Origin of the sequence: Nannocystis exedens (assembly GCF_002343915.1) — a bacterium.
Taxonomy (GTDB): domain Bacteria; phylum Myxococcota_A; class Polyangia; order Nannocystales; family Nannocystaceae; genus Nannocystis; species Nannocystis exedens.
Map to the genome: position 1 here is coordinate 4,039,075 of NZ_NETK01000001.1, position 16,147 is coordinate 4,055,221.

11 protein-coding genes are annotated in these 16,147 nt (G+C 72.4%); 7 read left to right on the forward strand and 4 right to left on the reverse strand.

The genetic code is table 11. The annotated features are described in order from the left end of the window. Nucleotides 1–85: 85 nt before the first annotated feature. Entirely contained in the window at nt 86–1,456 is a 1,371-nt protein-coding gene (locus NAEX_RS15900; protein ID WP_096328341.1) for a hypothetical protein, read from the forward strand. Between the two features lie 383 nt (nt 1,457–1,839). Then, nucleotides 1,840–3,219: a hypothetical protein gene (locus tag NAEX_RS15905; protein WP_096328342.1), complete on the forward strand. Its 1,380-nt coding sequence runs from the start codon at nt 1,840–1,842 to the stop codon at nt 3,217–3,219. Nucleotides 3,220–3,388: 169 nt separating this feature from the next. Here the strand turns inward: NAEX_RS15905 and NAEX_RS15910 are convergent, their stop codons facing one another. After that, nucleotides 3,389–4,768: a sigma 54-interacting transcriptional regulator gene (locus NAEX_RS15910; RefSeq protein WP_096328343.1), complete on the reverse strand. Its 1,380-nt coding sequence runs from the start codon at nt 4,766–4,768 to the stop codon at nt 3,389–3,391. 150 nt (nt 4,769–4,918) lie between these two features. On the opposite strand from NAEX_RS15910, the gene NAEX_RS15915 reads away from it, so the two are divergent. The 3 genes from NAEX_RS15915 to NAEX_RS15925 all read left to right on the forward strand — a co-directional run bounded on the left by NAEX_RS15915 (nt 4,919) and on the right by NAEX_RS15925 (nt 10,029). Then, entirely contained in the window at nt 4,919–7,624 is a 2,706-nt protein-coding gene (locus NAEX_RS15915) for a serine/threonine-protein kinase (protein ID WP_096328344.1), read from the forward strand. A gap of 108 nt (nt 7,625–7,732) precedes the next feature. Next, a complete protein-coding gene (locus tag NAEX_RS15920) occupies nt 7,733–8,698 on the forward strand; it encodes an ADYC domain-containing protein (RefSeq protein ID WP_096328345.1) in 966 nt (321 codons plus the stop codon). A gap of 308 nt (nt 8,699–9,006) precedes the next feature. After that, complete coding sequence (locus NAEX_RS15925; RefSeq protein WP_096328346.1) at nt 9,007–10,029, forward strand: dienelactone hydrolase family protein; 1,023 nt, start codon at nt 9,007–9,009, stop codon at nt 10,027–10,029. A 55-nt stretch (nt 10,030–10,084) separates the two neighbouring features. On the opposite strand, the gene NAEX_RS15930 is transcribed toward NAEX_RS15925, so the two are convergent. Further along, nucleotides 10,085–11,335: an FAD-dependent monooxygenase gene (locus tag NAEX_RS15930; protein ID WP_096328347.1), complete on the reverse strand. Its 1,251-nt coding sequence runs from the start codon at nt 11,333–11,335 to the stop codon at nt 10,085–10,087. Between the two features lie 67 nt (nt 11,336–11,402). Between NAEX_RS15930 and NAEX_RS15935 the strand changes: the two genes are divergently transcribed. Next, the gene (locus tag NAEX_RS15935) at nt 11,403–12,317 is read left to right on the forward strand and encodes a TetR/AcrR family transcriptional regulator C-terminal domain-containing protein (RefSeq protein ID WP_096328348.1); all 915 of its coding nucleotides are present in this window, start codon (nt 11,403–11,405) and stop codon (nt 12,315–12,317) included. Nucleotides 12,318–12,442: 125 nt separating this feature from the next. On the opposite strand, the gene NAEX_RS15940 is transcribed toward NAEX_RS15935, so the two are convergent. Both NAEX_RS15940 and NAEX_RS15945 read right to left on the reverse strand, forming a co-directional pair. Beyond that, entirely contained in the window at nt 12,443–13,072 is a 630-nt protein-coding gene (locus NAEX_RS15940) for a hypothetical protein (RefSeq protein WP_143140605.1), read from the reverse strand. An 84-nt stretch (nt 13,073–13,156) separates the two neighbouring features. After that, the gene (locus NAEX_RS15945; RefSeq protein WP_143140604.1) at nt 13,157–14,179 is read right to left on the reverse strand and encodes a hypothetical protein; all 1,023 of its coding nucleotides are present in this window, start codon (nt 14,177–14,179) and stop codon (nt 13,157–13,159) included. A gap of 466 nt (nt 14,180–14,645) precedes the next feature. Between NAEX_RS15945 and NAEX_RS15950 the strand changes: the two genes are divergently transcribed. Then, nucleotides 14,646–16,004: an integrin alpha gene (locus tag NAEX_RS15950; protein WP_096328351.1), complete on the forward strand. Its 1,359-nt coding sequence runs from the start codon at nt 14,646–14,648 to the stop codon at nt 16,002–16,004. Nucleotides 16,005–16,147: the final 143 nt, after the last annotated feature.

Consider the following 16,147-nt stretch of genomic DNA (forward strand, 5'->3'; position numbering starts at 1 on the left):
GCGCCGCGAGCGAAGAGCGAGTGGAATCAAGGCGATCGGCGCGGCGTGGCGCTTGCTCTGCCGTCCCACGCCCCCGGAGCCTGCGATGTTTCACCTGTTCACCGCCCTCATTCCCTTTTCGTTGTTGTTCGCCGTCGATGTGGATCCCGAGCTCGGGCAATTTACGATCCGCCCCGTCCCTCGCGTGCCCGGCTCGAGCGCGCTCGCCGGCGGCGAGCCGGAGCCGTCGTCCGCGTGGGACAAGCCGCCGCACCGTCACACCGTCTATCTCAACTTCGACGGCGCCCTGCTCAAGTCGGGCCCCAACGCGGGGGTGAACGCCGCCGAAGGGGCGGTGCAGTGCCAGGTCGGCGAGCTCGAGTACCCGGCCTTCAGCGGCACCGAGGAGGAGCGGCTGGCGATCGTCGAGGTGTTCGAGACGGCCGTGGCGCCCTTCGGGATCCGCGTCGTCCACGAGCAGCGGCCGCCGAAGCACCTGCCGTACAGCCAGGTCATGTTCGGCGGCCTGCCGTCCCTGCTCGATGCGCCGGGCGGCAGCAGCGTCGCGTGCTCGACCGACTGCGGCGACGCGCAGTGGCGCGAGACCGGCTTCGTGTTCACCGACGCGTATCCCGGCATGGCGCTGCTGCTCGGTCAGGCGGCGCTCAAGGTCGCAGGTCACGCCTGGGGGCTCGACATGCTCGCGGACTACGAATTCATCATGAACGGCCTGGTCTCCGAGCAGCCCCGCGCGTGGAGCGACCAGTGCGTCGAGAGCGATGATTCGTTCGGCAAGCCGTATTGCGCCCACGTCCACGACGAGTTCTGCGGCGAGGGCTCCGGGATGCAGAACGACACCGCCGAGCTCCTGGCCATGTTCGGCCCGAACTCCGTCGACGACGTCCCGCCCACCGTCCACCTGCTCTCGCCGCTCGACGGCGCCGTCCTCGCCCCGGGCCAGGAGTTCACCGTCGAGGCCGAGGTCACCGACAACTTCGACGGCGCCGGCTGGCGCCTGATGATCCCCGAGGCCGGCCAGGAGCTCCCCGCCTACAAGCGCGAGACCGAGTGGGTCCTCACCCCGCCGAAAGGCAAGTACACCATCCGCGTCGAGGCCCTCGACCACGACGGCAACGTCGGCTACGACGAGGCCACCATCTACGTCGGCGTCGAGCCGGACGGCGAGACCACCGGGGACACGCCCGACACCTCCACGACGGGCGGAGACACGGGCGACACGACCGGCGACACGACCGGCGAGCCGACCGGCGACCCCGACCCGACCACCGGCGCGCCCACCTCGACCACCGGCGGCTCGGGCACGACCAGCGACGGCGACGGCGACGGCCTCCCCGAGGCCCCGGATTCGCAGGAAGGTTGCGCCTGCAACGGCAGCCAGGGCGCCGGCCACGGCTCGCTCGGCATGCTCCTCCTGTTGTCGCTGGCCCACCGCGGGCGCCGCAGTCGACGCTCGTGACATGTCCCTGAGGACATACCGCGAGCCCTCGCGCCGTCCTGCTCGCGCCCGGCATGCTCCTCCTTGTGTCGCTGCCCCCCCGGGGGCGACCAGCTCGCCGGGAGCAGTCGGAGACCGGGACGACGCTCGCATTTCAACATGTCCCTGAGGACATATCGAGCTCCGACCCTTCGAGCCGCGCGACGAACCCGCCTGTCCCGCGAATGCGCGGGCCCGCCGAACCCGCTCCCGCCGGGGATCCTCCCCCCTGCGCGCGTCCCATGAGTACGTGTCCCGTGTCCCATGGGACACCGCGCCGCGCCGCCGGCGAAGATCGAGTGGAATCAAGCCGATCGGTGGGGCGTGGCGCTTGCTCTGCCTCCACACACACCCCGGAGACTGCAATGTTTGCTCATCTGTTCACCACCCTCAGCACGTTGTCGTTGTTGTTCGCCGCCGATGCGGATTCCGAACTCGGACAATTCGCGATCCGCCCCATCCCTCCCGAGCACGGCTCGAGCGCGCTGACCGGCATCGAGCCGGAGCCGCACGCCGCGTGGGACAAGCCGCCCCACCGTCACACCGTCTATCTCAACTTCGACGGCGCCCAGCTCAAGTCGGCCGCCAAAGTCGGCGTCAATGCGGCGGAGGGGACGGCGGGGTGCGTCACCGGTCAGCTCGAGTACCCGGCCTTCAGCGGCACCGACGAGGAGCGGCTGGCGATCGTCGAGATCTTCAAGACAGGCGTGGCGCCGTTCGGGATCCGCGTCGTCCACGAGCAGCGGCCGCCGAAGCACTTGCCCTACAGCCAGATCATGATCGGCGGGAAGGGGGAGCTGCTCGACGCCGAACCGAGCAGCATCTTCACGTGCGCGACCGATTGCGGCGACAGCTGGTGGCGCGAGACCGGCTTCGTGTTCGCCGACAGCTACCCCGGCGAGATCCAGGTGCTCGGCGACGCGGCGCTCAAAGTCGCCGGCCACCACTGGGGGCTCGACGGGCTCGCGGGTTTCAATTACATCATGAACAGCTTCATCTCGGGCCTCCCGCGCACATGGAGCGACCGATGCGTGATGACCGAGACCAGCCAGCCGATGTGCGCCTCGGTCCACGACGAGTTCTGCGGCGAGGGCTCCAAGATGCAGAACGACACCGCCGAGCTCCTGGCCATGTTCGGCCCGAACTCCGTCGACGACGTCCCGCCCACCGTCCACCTGCTCTCGCCGCTCGACGGCGCCGTCCTCGCCCCGGGCCAGGAGTTCACCGTCGAGGCCGAGGTCACCGACAACTTCGACGGCGCCGGCTGGCGCCTGATGATCCCCGAGGCCGGTCAGGAGCTCCCCGCCTACAAGCGCGAGACCGAGTGGGTCCTCACCCCGCCCAAGGGCAAGTACACCATCCGCGTCGAGGCCCTCGACCACGACGGCAACGTCGGCTTCGACGAGGCCACCATCTACGTCGGCGTCGAGCCGGACGGCGAGACCACCGGGGACATGCCCGACACCTCCACGACGGGCGGAGACACGGGCGACACCACCGGCGACACGACCGACGACCCGACCGGCGAGCCGACCGGCGGGTTCGACCCGACCACCGGATCGCCCACCTCGACCACCGGCGGCTCGGGCACGACCAGCGACGGCGACGGCGACGGCCTCCCCGAGGCCCCGGACTCACAGGATGGCTGCGCCTGCAACGGCAGCCAGGGCGCCGGCCACGGCTGGCTCGGCATCCTCCTTTTGGTGTCGCTGGCCCACCGCGGACGCCGCGTTCGACGCTCGTAACATGTCCCTGAAGACATATGAGAGTGCGCGCTGCCAGTCGGGCGGCGGAACTCTGCAGGCCGCGGGTCATTGCGGGCGCACGAGTTGTCCAGGGCGGAGCAAACGGTCGCCTGCGACGCTCGTCTCCGTGACCCCGGAGACCCACGAGTCGACCGCCTCGCCCGCGGCCTCAATCGTCGCCGCGGTCGGGCCGCTCGATCGCGTAGTACTCGATCCAGCGGCTGATCTGCTTGCGGTCGCGGTCGAAGTGCTTGGCCGTGGCGCGGATGCTCCAGTTGTTGGCGATCAGCGCCGCCATCACCTCGTCCCGGCTCGGCCGCTGTCGCAGCAGCCTGTCCTTCAGAGCGGGTTCGGTCGACTGCGCCGGGGCGGCCGCCGAACGCTGGCGCAGCCACGCCGGCAGGTCGAGCGGCGTGATCGGCCGCGCGTGCGCGGCGCTGGCCAGCTCGTGGACGCAGCGCTGCAGCCCGCGCAGGTTCTCGGTCCAGTCGGCGAGCAGCAGCCGCTCCACCGCCTCCGGGGAGAAGTCGAGCGGGCGCACCTCGGCCTGTCCGCGGTGCTCGCCCCAGCCGCGGTGCAGGCGATCGATCCACCCGAGCAGGTCGGACCGGCGGGCGCGCAGCGGCGGCACGTGGATCTCCCACAGCGCCAGGCGGGCGTAGAGGTCGCGGCGGAACCGGCCGCGCTCGACCTCGTCGAACAGCGAGCGGTTGGTCGCCGCGACCAGGCGGACGTCGACCTTGTAGCGCTGCACGCTGCCGACCGGGCTGACCTCGCCGAGCTCGACCGCCCGCAGCAGCTTGGGCTGGAGGTCGAGCGGCAGCTCGCCGAGCTCGTCGAGGAACAGGGTGCCGCCGCTGGCCTCGCGGAACAGCCCGGCGTGCTCGCGCGTGGCCCCGGTGAAGGCCCCGCGCACGTGGCCGAACAGCTCGCTCTCGATCAGCTGCGGGCTGAGCGTCGCGCAGTTGACCGCGATCAGCGGCCCGCGCCGTCCGCTCAGCCGGTGCAGCTCGCCGGCGATCCGCTCCTTGCCGGCCCCGGTCTCGCCCAGCACCAGCACCGGCGACGGGTCGGCGCTCGCGCGCGCGATCGCGGCCCGCAGCGCGCCGACCGCCTGCGACTCGCCGGGGATCTCCCGCCGCGACACCTCGGGCGCGTCGACGGCGGCGGCGTCGAGCCGCTCGTACACCGCCAGCACGTCGCCGATCCGCAGCACCGCGCCGTCCTCGACGTAGCGCGGCAGCGCGGACACCTGCTGCCCCTGCAGCGCCACGCCGTTGCGGCTGCCGAGGTCGGCGACCGCGTGTCGCTCCGCCACCGGGTCCCAGCGGATCACCGCGTGCTGGCGCGACACCGTCGAGTGCATCGCCGAGATCACGCCCTCCGCCGGCGCCTGACGGCCGATGAGCACGTCGGCCTCGCCGAGTGGGTGGATCGCGGCCAGCTCGCGCGGCCACACGAACATCAGCCGGGCCCCGCGCGCCACCGTGCGGGGGTAGTCGCTCCGATCGGTGGAGACCGTCTCGTCGGGCCGCGGCGACGGCTTCACCCCGGTGATTGTGTCCCGGCCGGCGACGCCGCGGCAAGCGGGAAACGCCCGACCGAGAGACCTCACGCTCGCTCGCGGCCCGGACCTGCGGCGACCGCTCGGTGACAAGGACCGGCGCAGCGTGTAGAGAGTGGTCGTTTCGTCTCCGTGATGGATCCGGCCGACGCCTCGTTCGCGCAGACCTCGACCGGCCGGCGCGTCGGCCTCGACGACGCCACCATGGACTTCGACGGCCCCTCGCCCGCCGTGCGCGCGCTGCCGGCCAGGCTCGGTCGCTACCACGTGCTCGAGCGGATCGGCGCCGGCGGCATGGGCGTCGTGCTCGCCGCCTACGACCCCGACCTCGACCGCAAGGTCGCCCTCAAGCTGCTGCGCGACGACTCGTCGCCGTTCGGCTCGCCGGTGCGGCTGCTGCGGGAGGCGCAGGCGCTGGCCCGCCTGTCCCACCCCAACGTCGTCCAGATCTACGACGCCGGCATGGTCGACGGCCAGGTCTTCATCGCCATGGAGTTCGTCCGCGGCCAGGATCTTCGGACATGGCTCAAGGGACAGAAGCGCTCGCCGGCCGAGATCGTGCGGGTGTTCCTCGAAGCGGGTCGTGGGCTCGCCGCGGCGCACGACGCCGGCCTGGTCCACCGCGACATCAAGCCCGACAACCTGCTGGTCGGCGTCGACGGGCGGGTGCGCGTCGCCGACTTCGGCCTCGCGCGCGAGGGCGACTCCTCGATCGAGGACGGCGACCCGGCGCCTCCGCGCGAGGGCCCGCTCGCCCTCTCCCTCACCCGCGCCGGCGCGCTGCTCGGCACGCCGGCCTACATGTCGCCGGAGCAGCACCTGGGCCACACCGTCGACGCGCGCAGCGATCAGTTCAGCTTCTGCGTCGCGCTGTGGGAGGCCCTCTACGGCCGCCGCCCCTTCGTCGGGGAAAACCCGACCACCGCCGCCGAGGCCGTGCTGGGCGGGCAGATCGGCGAGCCCGGCGAGGCCGCCCCGCGCCGGTACGCCGAGGTGCTGCGCCGCGGCCTCGCGCGCCAGCCCGAGGAGCGCTGGCCGAGCATGCACGCCCTCCTGGCGGCGCTGGCCCGCGACCCGCGGCGCGCCCGGCGGACCCGGCTGGGCGCCGTCGCCCTGGTCGCCGCGCTCGGCGCAGCGGCCTTCGCCGCCCTGCTCTCGCGCGACCCCGAGGCCGGCGTGTGCAACGGCGCCGCCGAGGAGCTCGCGGCCGCGTGGGGCCCGGAGCGCCGGTCCGCCGTCGCCGCCGCCCTGGAGGGCGCGCGCGACCCTGACGTGCCCGTGCGCGCCCTCGCCGGCCTCGACCGCTTCGCCGCCACCTGGCAACAGGCCCACCGCGACGCCTGCCTCGACCATCACCGCGGCGAGCAGTCGGCCACCCTGCTCGACGCGCGGATGCGCTGCCTCGCCGGTCGGCGGGCGGCCCTCGCCAGCGCCGCCACGGTCCTCGCCGAGGGCGGCGCCGACCAGGACGCCGCCCAGGTGGTCGCGCGCCTGCCCGCGATCGCCACGTGCAGCGACGTCGAGGCGGTGCTGGCCGCCGCCCCGCCGCCCGACGACCCGGCGCTCGCGCGCGAGGCCGCGCAGATCGACGCGCGCCTCAGCGACGCTCGCGCGCGCCACCACGCCGGCGACCTCGCCACCGCCATGGCGCGCGCACGCGAGGCCGCGGAGGCGGCCCGCAGCGCGGGGCTCGACGGCTCGCGGGCGGAGGCCCTGCTCGTCCTCGGCCAGACGGCGATGACCGCCTACGAGTGGAAAGTCGCGCGCGAGGCCCTCACCGAGGCCGGCCCGCTCGCGCTCGCCGCTCGCCGCGACGAGGTCGCCGCCGAGGCGCTCGCCCGCGCCCTCTACATCGCCGGCGTCCACGACGGCGAGCGCGACGCCGCGCGGGCCGCCCTGCCGATCGCCGAGGCCGTCGCCCGCCGCCTGCCCGAACCGCACGAGGCCCTCGCGCGGCTGTTCAACAACCGCGGCGCGATCGCCCTGGCCGAGCGCGACCGCGAGGCCGCCCACCGCGACTTCGTCCGCGCCCTCGACACCCTACAGCGGGCCCCCGTCGTCGACCCGATCGATCTCGCGCTCTACCGCAACAACACTGCCGTCAGCGACCCCGACCCTGCGGTCCGTAGCGAGACCTTGAGGGCGGCGACGGAGGCGCTCGAGGCCACGCTCGGACCGAACCACCGCCTCGCCCTCGAACTCCGCCTCAGCCAGGCCCACTACGACCCGGACCCCGCCGTCGGCGCGCGTGTCCTCGCGGCGACCTGTCCCCTGCTCGCGACCTACTACCCCGACGAAGCCAGCACCTGCGTCCGCTGCTTCTACACGCAGGGGCAGCACGAGCACCTCCTCGGGCGGCAAGCCGACGCCGCCGCCAGCTTCGCGCGGGCGCTCGCCTGTCCCGAGCGCGGCGCCGTCACGCAGGGCGCCGCGGCCCAATCCGCCTTTTTCCGCTCGAAGGCGGCCGCCTTCCTGGCCCTGCTCGACGAGCGGCCCGCCGACGCGGTCGCCCACGCCGAGAGCGGGCGCGCCAGCGTGTGGCCCTACCGTCACCTGCCGCACGCGGCCGCGGAGCTGCCGGAGTTCGGCCTCGTGCGTGGTCGGGCCCTCGCCGCGCTGGGCCGCGCCGACGAGGCCCGGGCCGTGCTCACCGACGTGGAAGCCGAGCTCGCGCGCACCGTCGACCGCGAGCTGCTCACGCTGCCACGCCTGTTGCTGGCCGCGTCCCGCGACGCCCTCGCGTCGCTGCCCCCTGCGACCGATGCCCATGAGACAGTGTCTCATGGGACTGCCCCTGAGACGGTACGCGCTCCCCCCCTGCGCCCGGGCGTACCTCTTTGAAATCACTGACAGTGTTCCCGGGCGTGTAGCTTGCTCAAGAGAGACGTGTCCGCCGGCGACACGACACGCCGGCGACGCATCACCCCTGCTGCTTGGAGAACCTCGACCATGTTGCCCCGCCTCACGCTGCCCCTCGCCGTCACCGCCGCCCTCGCCTCCGCCTGCGCTCAGCCGGACGACACGATCGCCTATCGAGACACCACCACCGTCGCCTGCGGCACTTGCCCCCCGAACTCGCCGGCCACCAACGACTTCCGCCTCCCCGAGCTCAGCCGCAGCGGCGTGCCCAACGGCGACGATATCTACGTCGTCGGTCTGCGCAACCCCGGCGGCACGCTCTATACATTCGACGCCGTCGCCGACGAGTTCGTCGCCCGGACTGGCAACGGCACCATCGTCGCCAGCGACGACGACCTCGTCGGCTGGGACCTCGTCGTCAGCGACGGCGTCCACACGATCGACATCCACATCCGGGCCCACGACGCCGAGATCGACTCCTGGGCCACCAACGGCGACCCGATCTCGGCCTATGCCCTCGCCTTCGACACCGACGAGATTCCGAGCGAGACCGTCAACCTGTGCCCGGAGTTCCGCGACGAGCCCGACCGCCCCACCGTCACCCTCATCGTCGGCGAGCGCTACGACGACGCGGGCAAGCTCGTGATCGCCAACCAGCCCGACTGGGTCACGCTCGCCTGCGAGGGCGAGGCGGTGTTCAAGATGAAGCTGATGAATTACGGCCCGAACGACGACTTCGCCGGCCTCGGCGCCCCCGCGACCGCCGCCCAGCGGCAGGCGACCATCAAGATGATCACCGCCGATTACTGCGGCACCGGCTACAGCTTCACCGCCCAGGGCACGCTCGTCCACTGGGAGAACCACTCCCGCTACGTCCCCGCGGTCGGGCTCCCCGACGAGGCCAAGTACGAGGCCGTATGGACCGAGGACGGCGCGCTCTGCCTCGGCACCCCGCGCCTCGTCGACCCCGCCGAGGTGGCGCTCGTGTGCGACCTCCCGCCGTGCGACGCCCCCTTGTACCCGGGCGCCGAGTGGTACACGTGGGACGGCGAGTGAACGCCGACGCCGGTGGCCCGCGGGGTCCCGAGCGCCGTAAATCGCATGGGAACCCCGCGGGCCCGTCCCCATCGCATTGGACATAGATCCGTCAAAATCACGGCCGTCATGGCATCCGCGTTCGACTCGCCGTCCCAATAAAGAGGGCACCCGCTCGACGAGGGCATCGACGCGGCGACAGTGCCCCTGGGGCACTGTCCCGTGTCCCGGGGGACAGCTCGTCGATCCCGTCACGACCCCAACTCGTTACACCTTGATCTCGCTGCGATCTCCGCGATCGGGCGCGCCTCGCAGCGTTGGCGAGGCGCTTGCTCTTCCCAGAGCTACCCGCGGCCGACGTGCTGCGGGCCAGCCTCTCATCGGAGATCGCCATGCTCAATACTCATGCATACCTCGTCACCTTCACTGCCGCGCTCGTCTGGCTCTCGCTGCCAGCGGACGCTCGGGCAGATACTTACGGCAACATCACCGTCCCGGGCCCGACCGCCGGGGTGACCCTGGACGGGCGGATCTACGTCCCCGATCCGCTGCCCGCGAACCCGCCCGCCGTGATCATGATGCACGGATGCAGCGGCATGTGGTACAATGACAACCCGGCGAATGGTGCCAGTCGGGAGATCGAGCGCTGGGGCCGCGAGCTCGCCGCCCAGGGTTATGTCGCCATCGCGGTCGACAGCTACGAGGGGCGCCGTCCCACCAGCATGACCTACCTGCAGTACCAGAATCAGTGCTACATGGGCGACCCGGCCCGGGTGAATCCGTATACCACCCGGGTCGCGGACATCGGCGCCGCGCTCGACTACCTGATCGAAGAGTTCGACGTCGACACCGGCGCCATCGGCCTGCTCGGCTGGTCGCAGGGGGCCCAGGCCGTGCTCGTGGCGATGGCAGCCACCTCCAGGGACTCCAGCACCCCCTATACCACCGACCCGCCCTACGCCGCCGCCGTCGCGTTCTACCCCGGCTGCGGCTCCGCGCTCGGCTTCGGCTATAACGACCACACGGACGGCTGGTGGCGGCCCGCCAACCCGCTGCGCCTGAACATGGGCACCGAGGACGACTTCGAGGACGACTGCCAGGCGCGCGTCACCACCGCCCACGACACGTACGGCACCACCCCCGGCAGCGCCGACGAGCTCTTGTGGGTCCAGCTGCCGGGCGCCGGGCACACCTTCGACGAAGCTTGTTACATGCAGGACTGCGGGCCCGTGTTCCCGACCGTCGAATGCATTCAGGATGAGTGGGACAACGTCACCATGAAGAACCAATGCGCGATGCGGGAAGCCGACATCGATTCGCTCGACTTCCTGCTCGCCAGGGTCGTCGGCTGAGACCGCGCGGGCCCCGGCCCGACCGGGGCCCGCGTGCCGCGCTCCGCGCGAACCATCAGACCTGTCCCGAAGTGACTGTCGCCATTGAGCCCGGAGCGACGCCCCCGCCGGCTCGCGCGCCGTGCATCGGCGCCGGCAGCTCGAGGTCGCGGGACGCCTCACGGACGCCGCGCATCGCCAGCTTCATCACGAAGCTGCTGCCGGGCATGTACGGCAGCAGCTTCATGGCGAGTCGGCGCACGCGCACCTGGAACGCGGAATCGGGCGCATAGCCGTCGCCGAGCTTCCACGCGATGTCCTGGTTCCTGCGGACGAACGGCAGCACGCGCTCGTCGTAGCGGCGCAGGGCCGTCGAGACGTCGGCGCTGCGGGCGAGCTCGGCGGCGAGGACGTAGGCGCCGACCAGCGCGAGGCTGGTGCCCTGACCGGTGAGCGGGGACGGGCAGTAGCCGGCGTCGCCGACGAGGGCCACGCGGCCGCGGGAGAGCGTGGGCAGGCGGATCTGGCAGGTGAGGTCGCAGTAGAAGTCGTCGGCGCGCTGCATCGCGGCGATGAGCCGCGGGAACTCCCAGCCGGCGTCGGCGAAGGCCTCGGCGACGAGGCGCCGCTGCGCGGGGACGTCACGGTGGTCGAAGCGGTCGCGGTGCGCAAAGAACACCGCGCACATCAGGTCGCGGTCGCCGTTCGTGCTCTTGATGCTGGCGACCCGGCGCAGACCTGTGAACAACAACTGTTGGCGGTGCAGGCCGAGGTGGTTGGGCGCGGTGAAGATCGCCATCGCGCTGCCCATCGCGCGCAGACACTCGCGCTCGGGCCCGAACGCGAGCGCGCGGACCTGCGAGTGGACCCCGTCGGCCCCGACCACCAGGTCGAAGGTCGCCGCGTCGCCGCCGGCGAAGGTCACGTCGACGCCGCCGTCGTGCTGCCGGAGCGCCGCGACCGAGTCGCCGAAGCGGTAGCGGACCTGCTCGCGCGTCGCCTCGTAGAGGACCCGCGCCAGGTCGCCGCGGAGGATCTCCACGTCCTCGGGGTCGATCACGCCGAAGCCGCGCGGGGTCCGACCGAAGCGACGGCCGCGCTCGTCGACCATCATGTTCTCGAGCGTGTCGGCCTCCAGCGGGCGCAGGGCGTCGCGCAGACCCATGCGCGCGACGACTTCGAGGGCGACGCCGCGGATGTCGACGCAGTAGCCGCCTTCGCGCAGCGCGGGGGCCCGCTCGACGACGGTGACGTCGATGCCGTGACGGTGCAGCCAGAAGGCCAAGGCGGGGCCAGCGATGCTGGCGCCGGTGATGAGGACGTGCATGCGTACGGTGTACGCGCGCCGGGCCGAACCGTCGACAGGAGCGCGCGGGTGTACTAGAACACCGGGAATGAAACAGAACACCTCGGCGGGTCGGATCGCCGATCGGCTGCGCGAGCAGATCCGCCGCGGCGCGCTGCGGCCGGGCGACCGGGTGCCGTCGGCGCGGCAGATCGCCCGCGACGACGGGGTCGCGCTGGCGACGGCGATGAAGGTGCTGACGCAGCTGCAGCGCGAGCGGCTGGTGCGGGTGGTCCCGGGGGTCGGCACCGTGGTGCGGGCGCGGGAGGACGGGCCCGAGCTGTCGCGCGAGCGCATCGTGCGAGCGGCGATCGCCATCGCCGACGACGAGGGACTGGCGGCGCTGTCGATGCGCGCGGTGGCGACGGAGCTCGGGGTGGCGACGATGTCGCTGTACCGCCACGTGCCGGGCAAGGACGAGCTGGTGCTGGCGATGGTCGACGCGGTGATGAACGACTCGCTGGCGACGGCGCGGCCGGCCATGGCGCAGCCGGCCGGCTGGCGCGCCCGGCTCGAGCGGCTGGCCCGGACGCACTGGGAGCTGTACACGCGCCACCCGTGGCTGGCGCCGGCGCTGTCGATGACGCGGCCGCAGCTGTCGGTGAGCGGGATGCAGCACACCGAATGGGGGCTCGCGGCGCTGATCGAGGCCGGCTTCCCGCCGGCGGCGGCGATGCGCACCTGCGTGACGTTCATGGCCCACGTGCGCGGGATGGCGATGAGCGTCGAGTCCGAGCGCGAGGCGGAGCGCGACACCGGGATGAACAGCGAGGAGTGGATGGCCGCGCAGGAGCAGCGGTTCGCCGCGGTGATGCCGCGCTTCCCCATGCTCGCGCGGATCAGCGAGATCGCCGACCTCGACATGAGCCTCGACGCCCTGTTCGAGTGCGGCCTCGCGTGCTTCCTCGCCGGCGTCGAGGTGCAGGTGCGCGCATTCGAGGCGCCGAGTCGCCGCTCGACGTAGCCCGCGCGAAGGATCACGAATATGACCCTTATAACATGTTTTTAAAGACATCTCGTGGGGCGAGCGTCGACGCGCGCTTCACCGACCGACTGGCGCAGGGGCTCAGGCGCGCAGCAACTGCAGGCTCATGACCCCGGACACGTGAAATCAGGCATCTCGTCGCAGAGCATCTGCAGGCTCATGACCCCGGACACATAAAGGGAATCGATGCAGCCGCAGACCTTCTGGCAGCACAGCTCGCCGCTCACCATGAACGAGCTGCAGATGGCCCCCGACATGCAACCCGGGATCTCGGGGCAATCCGCGACGGTCTCGCAGGTCTGGGTGCAGCGCGAGCCCTCCTCCAGGATGACGGCCGGCGACACGTCGCAGTAGCCCTCCTCGCACGCCACGCCCTCGCCGACGTTCGTCTCGCAGTCGAGGTCGCTCTCGCACTGGTACTTCGCGTCGATGACGAGCAGGCAGATCCCGCCGTCGCAGGCCGGCTGGGGGGTGATCGCGGAGTGATTGATAATGGGTGGAAAACCGGCCAGCGCGCAGGCCGAGCCGTAGGCGCCGCTCGGCAGGCTCGTCGTCGTGCCGGTCGGGACGGTGGTGGTGCTCGCGCCCGGATCGTCGTCGGTCGTCGCGGAGGCGGAGCCGCCGCTGGCGCCGGAGGTCGTGACCGTCTCGCCGATGATCTCGGGGGTCAGCGGGCAGCCCGGCACGACCAGCGCGACGGGGAGGAGCAGCGAGCGGGTGATGATGCGTGACATCGGGTGCATCCTTGGTCGACGGGTCCGGAGTTCGCAGGGCGGACGGGGGTGGCGATGCGGGATCTCCGGGCCGTGGCCGATCCGTCAGAAAAAATGCACGGCCAACCCGCCGCCGAGCCGCACCCCGACCGGCGGGACCGTGTAGACCAGCGCCTCGGCGTCGCTGGCCCGGTAGCGGCGGCGCGTGAACGTGACCAGGCCCTCGACCTCGACGCCGAGCGACAGCCACCGCAGCGGCTGCCACCGCACGCCCGGCGCGAGCAGGCCGGCCGCCCACGCGCCGCGGCTGCGGCTGTTCTCCTGCAAGCCCGCGCCCTCGGCCAGCAGCGCGCCGAGCTCGAGGCCGGCGCACAGCTCGAGCGCGAGGGCCCGCAGCACGAGGCGCGGGCAGCCGCGCACGGCCGCGGCGGCGAGCTGCAGCCTCACGCCGATCCCCGGCAGCTCGCTGGCGCGCGCGAGCCCGGGGAACCAGCCGCTGCCGCGGAGGTCGAGCCGGACCCGCCGCCACAGCAGCGAGACGGTGCCGGACAGGCCGGCGACGAAGCGCTTGGTCGGCCCGATCCCGGCGGCCGCCCCGAAGCCGATCGCAAGTCCGGGCCGCCGGCGCGACGGTGCGGCGTCGGACTCCGGGCCCATGCCCATCGTCGGGCCGGCGGGCGCGGGCGTGGGCGCGGGCGCGGGCACCTCCGCGGCGGGGAGCGGCGCGAGATCGACGTCGAGCGCGTCGCGGGGCGGCGGCGCGGCGACGACCTGCGCGGACACGCCGATCGGCGCCGCGGCGACGGCGACGATCACCGCGGTCGCGGCGGCCAGCGCCTCGCAGCGCGGGCTCTGCAGCGTCCGCTCCTGCACGCCGCCGACGTCGCTCACGCGCAGCGCCAGGGTGAAGCCTGCAGCGTCCGCGGTGATCTGCGCCTCGGCCGCGACCGGCTGCGGCGACTCGCCGCCGGTCAGCCGCATGGTGGTCGCCTCGACCTCCTCGCGCGTCGGGCAGCCTTCCACCGCGGGCCAGCGCAGCTCGAGCCACGCCGGCGCGGCCGCGGCCTCGCCCGCGCCGAGCAGCGACGCACACAGCGCGGCGAGCCATGGACATGGTCGAATGGACATGTTCATCAGGACAGGCAACCGCGCCGTCCGCGAGCGTAGCGAGGCCGGCCGGCCCCGACAAGGCGCGCCGGCGCAGCGCACCTCACGTCGACGCGCCCGCCCGCGGCGCTGTTCCGCCCGCGCGGCTCCCCGCGATGGACGAACGACGACGAAGCCGCGCCTCCGGCAGCCGCCTGAGGGCCGCGCCCGGTGGCACCGGCCTCGGGAGCGACGGTGACGCTCCGGCTCTCGCCGAGACCCGCCTCGACGGCGAGCCGCGATGGAGTCGAGGCCCGCGGATGCTCCCCGCGACGCCTCCCTGGGACAGTGTGACGGGTCCCATGAGACAGCCCCGCGGATCGGCGCGGTCGCTGGCAAAAACGGCGCCCTCTCAAAAGAGCGGCCTTCGGCACGCCGATTGCGAGGAGACGGCGAGGCCGAGCATCGCAGCGTGCGCATGCCCGGCCGCTCTACCGAAAGCCCTCTCATGAAAACCTCGATTGCCATCACCCTCACCGCCTCGACTCTCTTTACCCTCGTCACACCCGCGTCCGCCGCGGTCGTCGACTTCGGCTACGAAGCCAGCCGACTGCCCGACATCGACAACGACAAGCTGGCCGAGCTCGCCGTCCTGGTCCCGGACATCGGCTTCAACGACCTGGGGACCGCCAGCATCGCCGCGCTGTCCGGCGACACCGGCGCGCCGCTATGGACCGCCGACATCGGCGATTACCGGCGCATGGAGTTCGTGCCGATGGACCTCCTCCACGACCTCGACGAGGATCACCACAAGGACCTCCTCGTCGCCAACTCCTACACCGACGAGGTGTTCCTGCTGTCGGCCCGCAGCGGCGACGAGCTCGCCGCCTGGTCCTCGCCGGCCGGCGCGCCCACCCGGTTCGGCCACACCATCGCCGCGCTGCACCAGGACCTCGACGACGACGGCGTCCCGGAGTTCGCCGTCGCGGCCACGGGAGCGCCGCACTACGCCGGCTCGGGCGTGGTCTACATCTTCTCCGGCGTGCTCGAGGGCGGCCTCTTGACCACGATCCCCGGGCCGGAGGGGTCAGGGTTCGGCTTTGCGATCGAGCCGACCTACACCGACTACGACGCCGACGGGGTCGACGAGATCCTGGTGTCGGCGATCGGCCAGACCCATGTCGTGGGGGGCCAGATCTATCGCGGCAGCGTGTACATCATCAACCCGGCGACCGGCGCGACGATCGACCGGATCGACAACACCGACGATCAGGACCTCCACGCCAACAACATCCTGTTCGGCTACACGCTCCAGCGCACCGGCGACCTCGACCGCAACGGCGTCGACGACTTCATCGTCGGCGCGCCCAACGTCCAGGGCACATTGGGGACGTCGTCGATCTCGGTGATCTCCGGCGAGACGGGCGACGAGATGTGCCGCTACGACAGCACGATCGACTTCGACGGCTTCGGCAGCGGTCTGGCCGCGAAGTGGCGCTTCGATCCGCTGGCCATCGATCACGGCACCGTCGACGTCGTCGTCGGCGCGCCGGACGAGGACACGTTCGGGCGGGTCTACGCCCTGCGGATCGTCGGCGACCCCGCCGGCACGTGCACCGTCACGCCGACCTTCGACGAGCTCGGCGCGGTCGCGGGCTCCTACGCCGGCAACCGCGTCGCGCTGTACAACCGCAACATCAACATCGCCTACCAGGACGAAGTGGAGTGGCTCAGCCCGAGCAGCCTCCTCCACAGCGGCTTCGTCGTCAGTCAATTCGAGGACTCGGTCCCCGGCGGCGCGATCGGCAGCGTCCGCTACTACGACTCCGACGGAGTGCTCGAGAAGACGTTCGTCTATACGCCCTGAGCGTTCGCAGCGCGGCATGAACCTCGCGCGTGCGGGCCCCCGAGCGCTCGCGGGACCCCGCGGCGAGCGCTCCGCGTGGCACGCGCGGCCGTGCGCCGCGCGCAGCGGGTCCACCGAAGCGGCGCGCTCGCGCGCCGTGGTGA

Bases quoted from the DNA above. Each gene is read 5' to 3' on its own strand.
- NAEX_RS15945 (WP_143140604.1), bottom strand. From the start codon at position 14,179: ATGTCCATTCGACCATGTCCATGGCTCGCCGCGCTGTGTGCGTCGCTG.
- NAEX_RS15935 (WP_096328348.1), top strand. From the start codon at position 11,403: ATGAAACAGAACACCTCGGCGGGTCGGATCGCCGATCGGCTGCGCGAG.
- NAEX_RS15900 (WP_096328341.1), top strand. From the start codon at position 86: ATGTTTCACCTGTTCACCGCCCTCATTCCCTTTTCGTTGTTGTTCGCC.
- NAEX_RS15950 (WP_096328351.1), top strand. From the start codon at position 14,646: ATGAAAACCTCGATTGCCATCACCCTCACCGCCTCGACTCTCTTTACC.
- NAEX_RS15930 (WP_096328347.1), bottom strand. From the start codon at position 11,335: ATGCACGTCCTCATCACCGGCGCCAGCATCGCTGGCCCCGCCTTGGCC.
- NAEX_RS15905 (WP_096328342.1), top strand. From the start codon at position 1,840: ATGTTTGCTCATCTGTTCACCACCCTCAGCACGTTGTCGTTGTTGTTC.
- NAEX_RS15940 (WP_143140605.1), bottom strand. From the start codon at position 13,072: ATGTCACGCATCATCACCCGCTCGCTGCTCCTCCCCGTCGCGCTGGTC.
- NAEX_RS15920 (WP_096328345.1), top strand. From the start codon at position 7,733: ATGTTGCCCCGCCTCACGCTGCCCCTCGCCGTCACCGCCGCCCTCGCC.
- NAEX_RS15915 (WP_096328344.1), top strand. From the start codon at position 4,919: ATGGATCCGGCCGACGCCTCGTTCGCGCAGACCTCGACCGGCCGGCGC.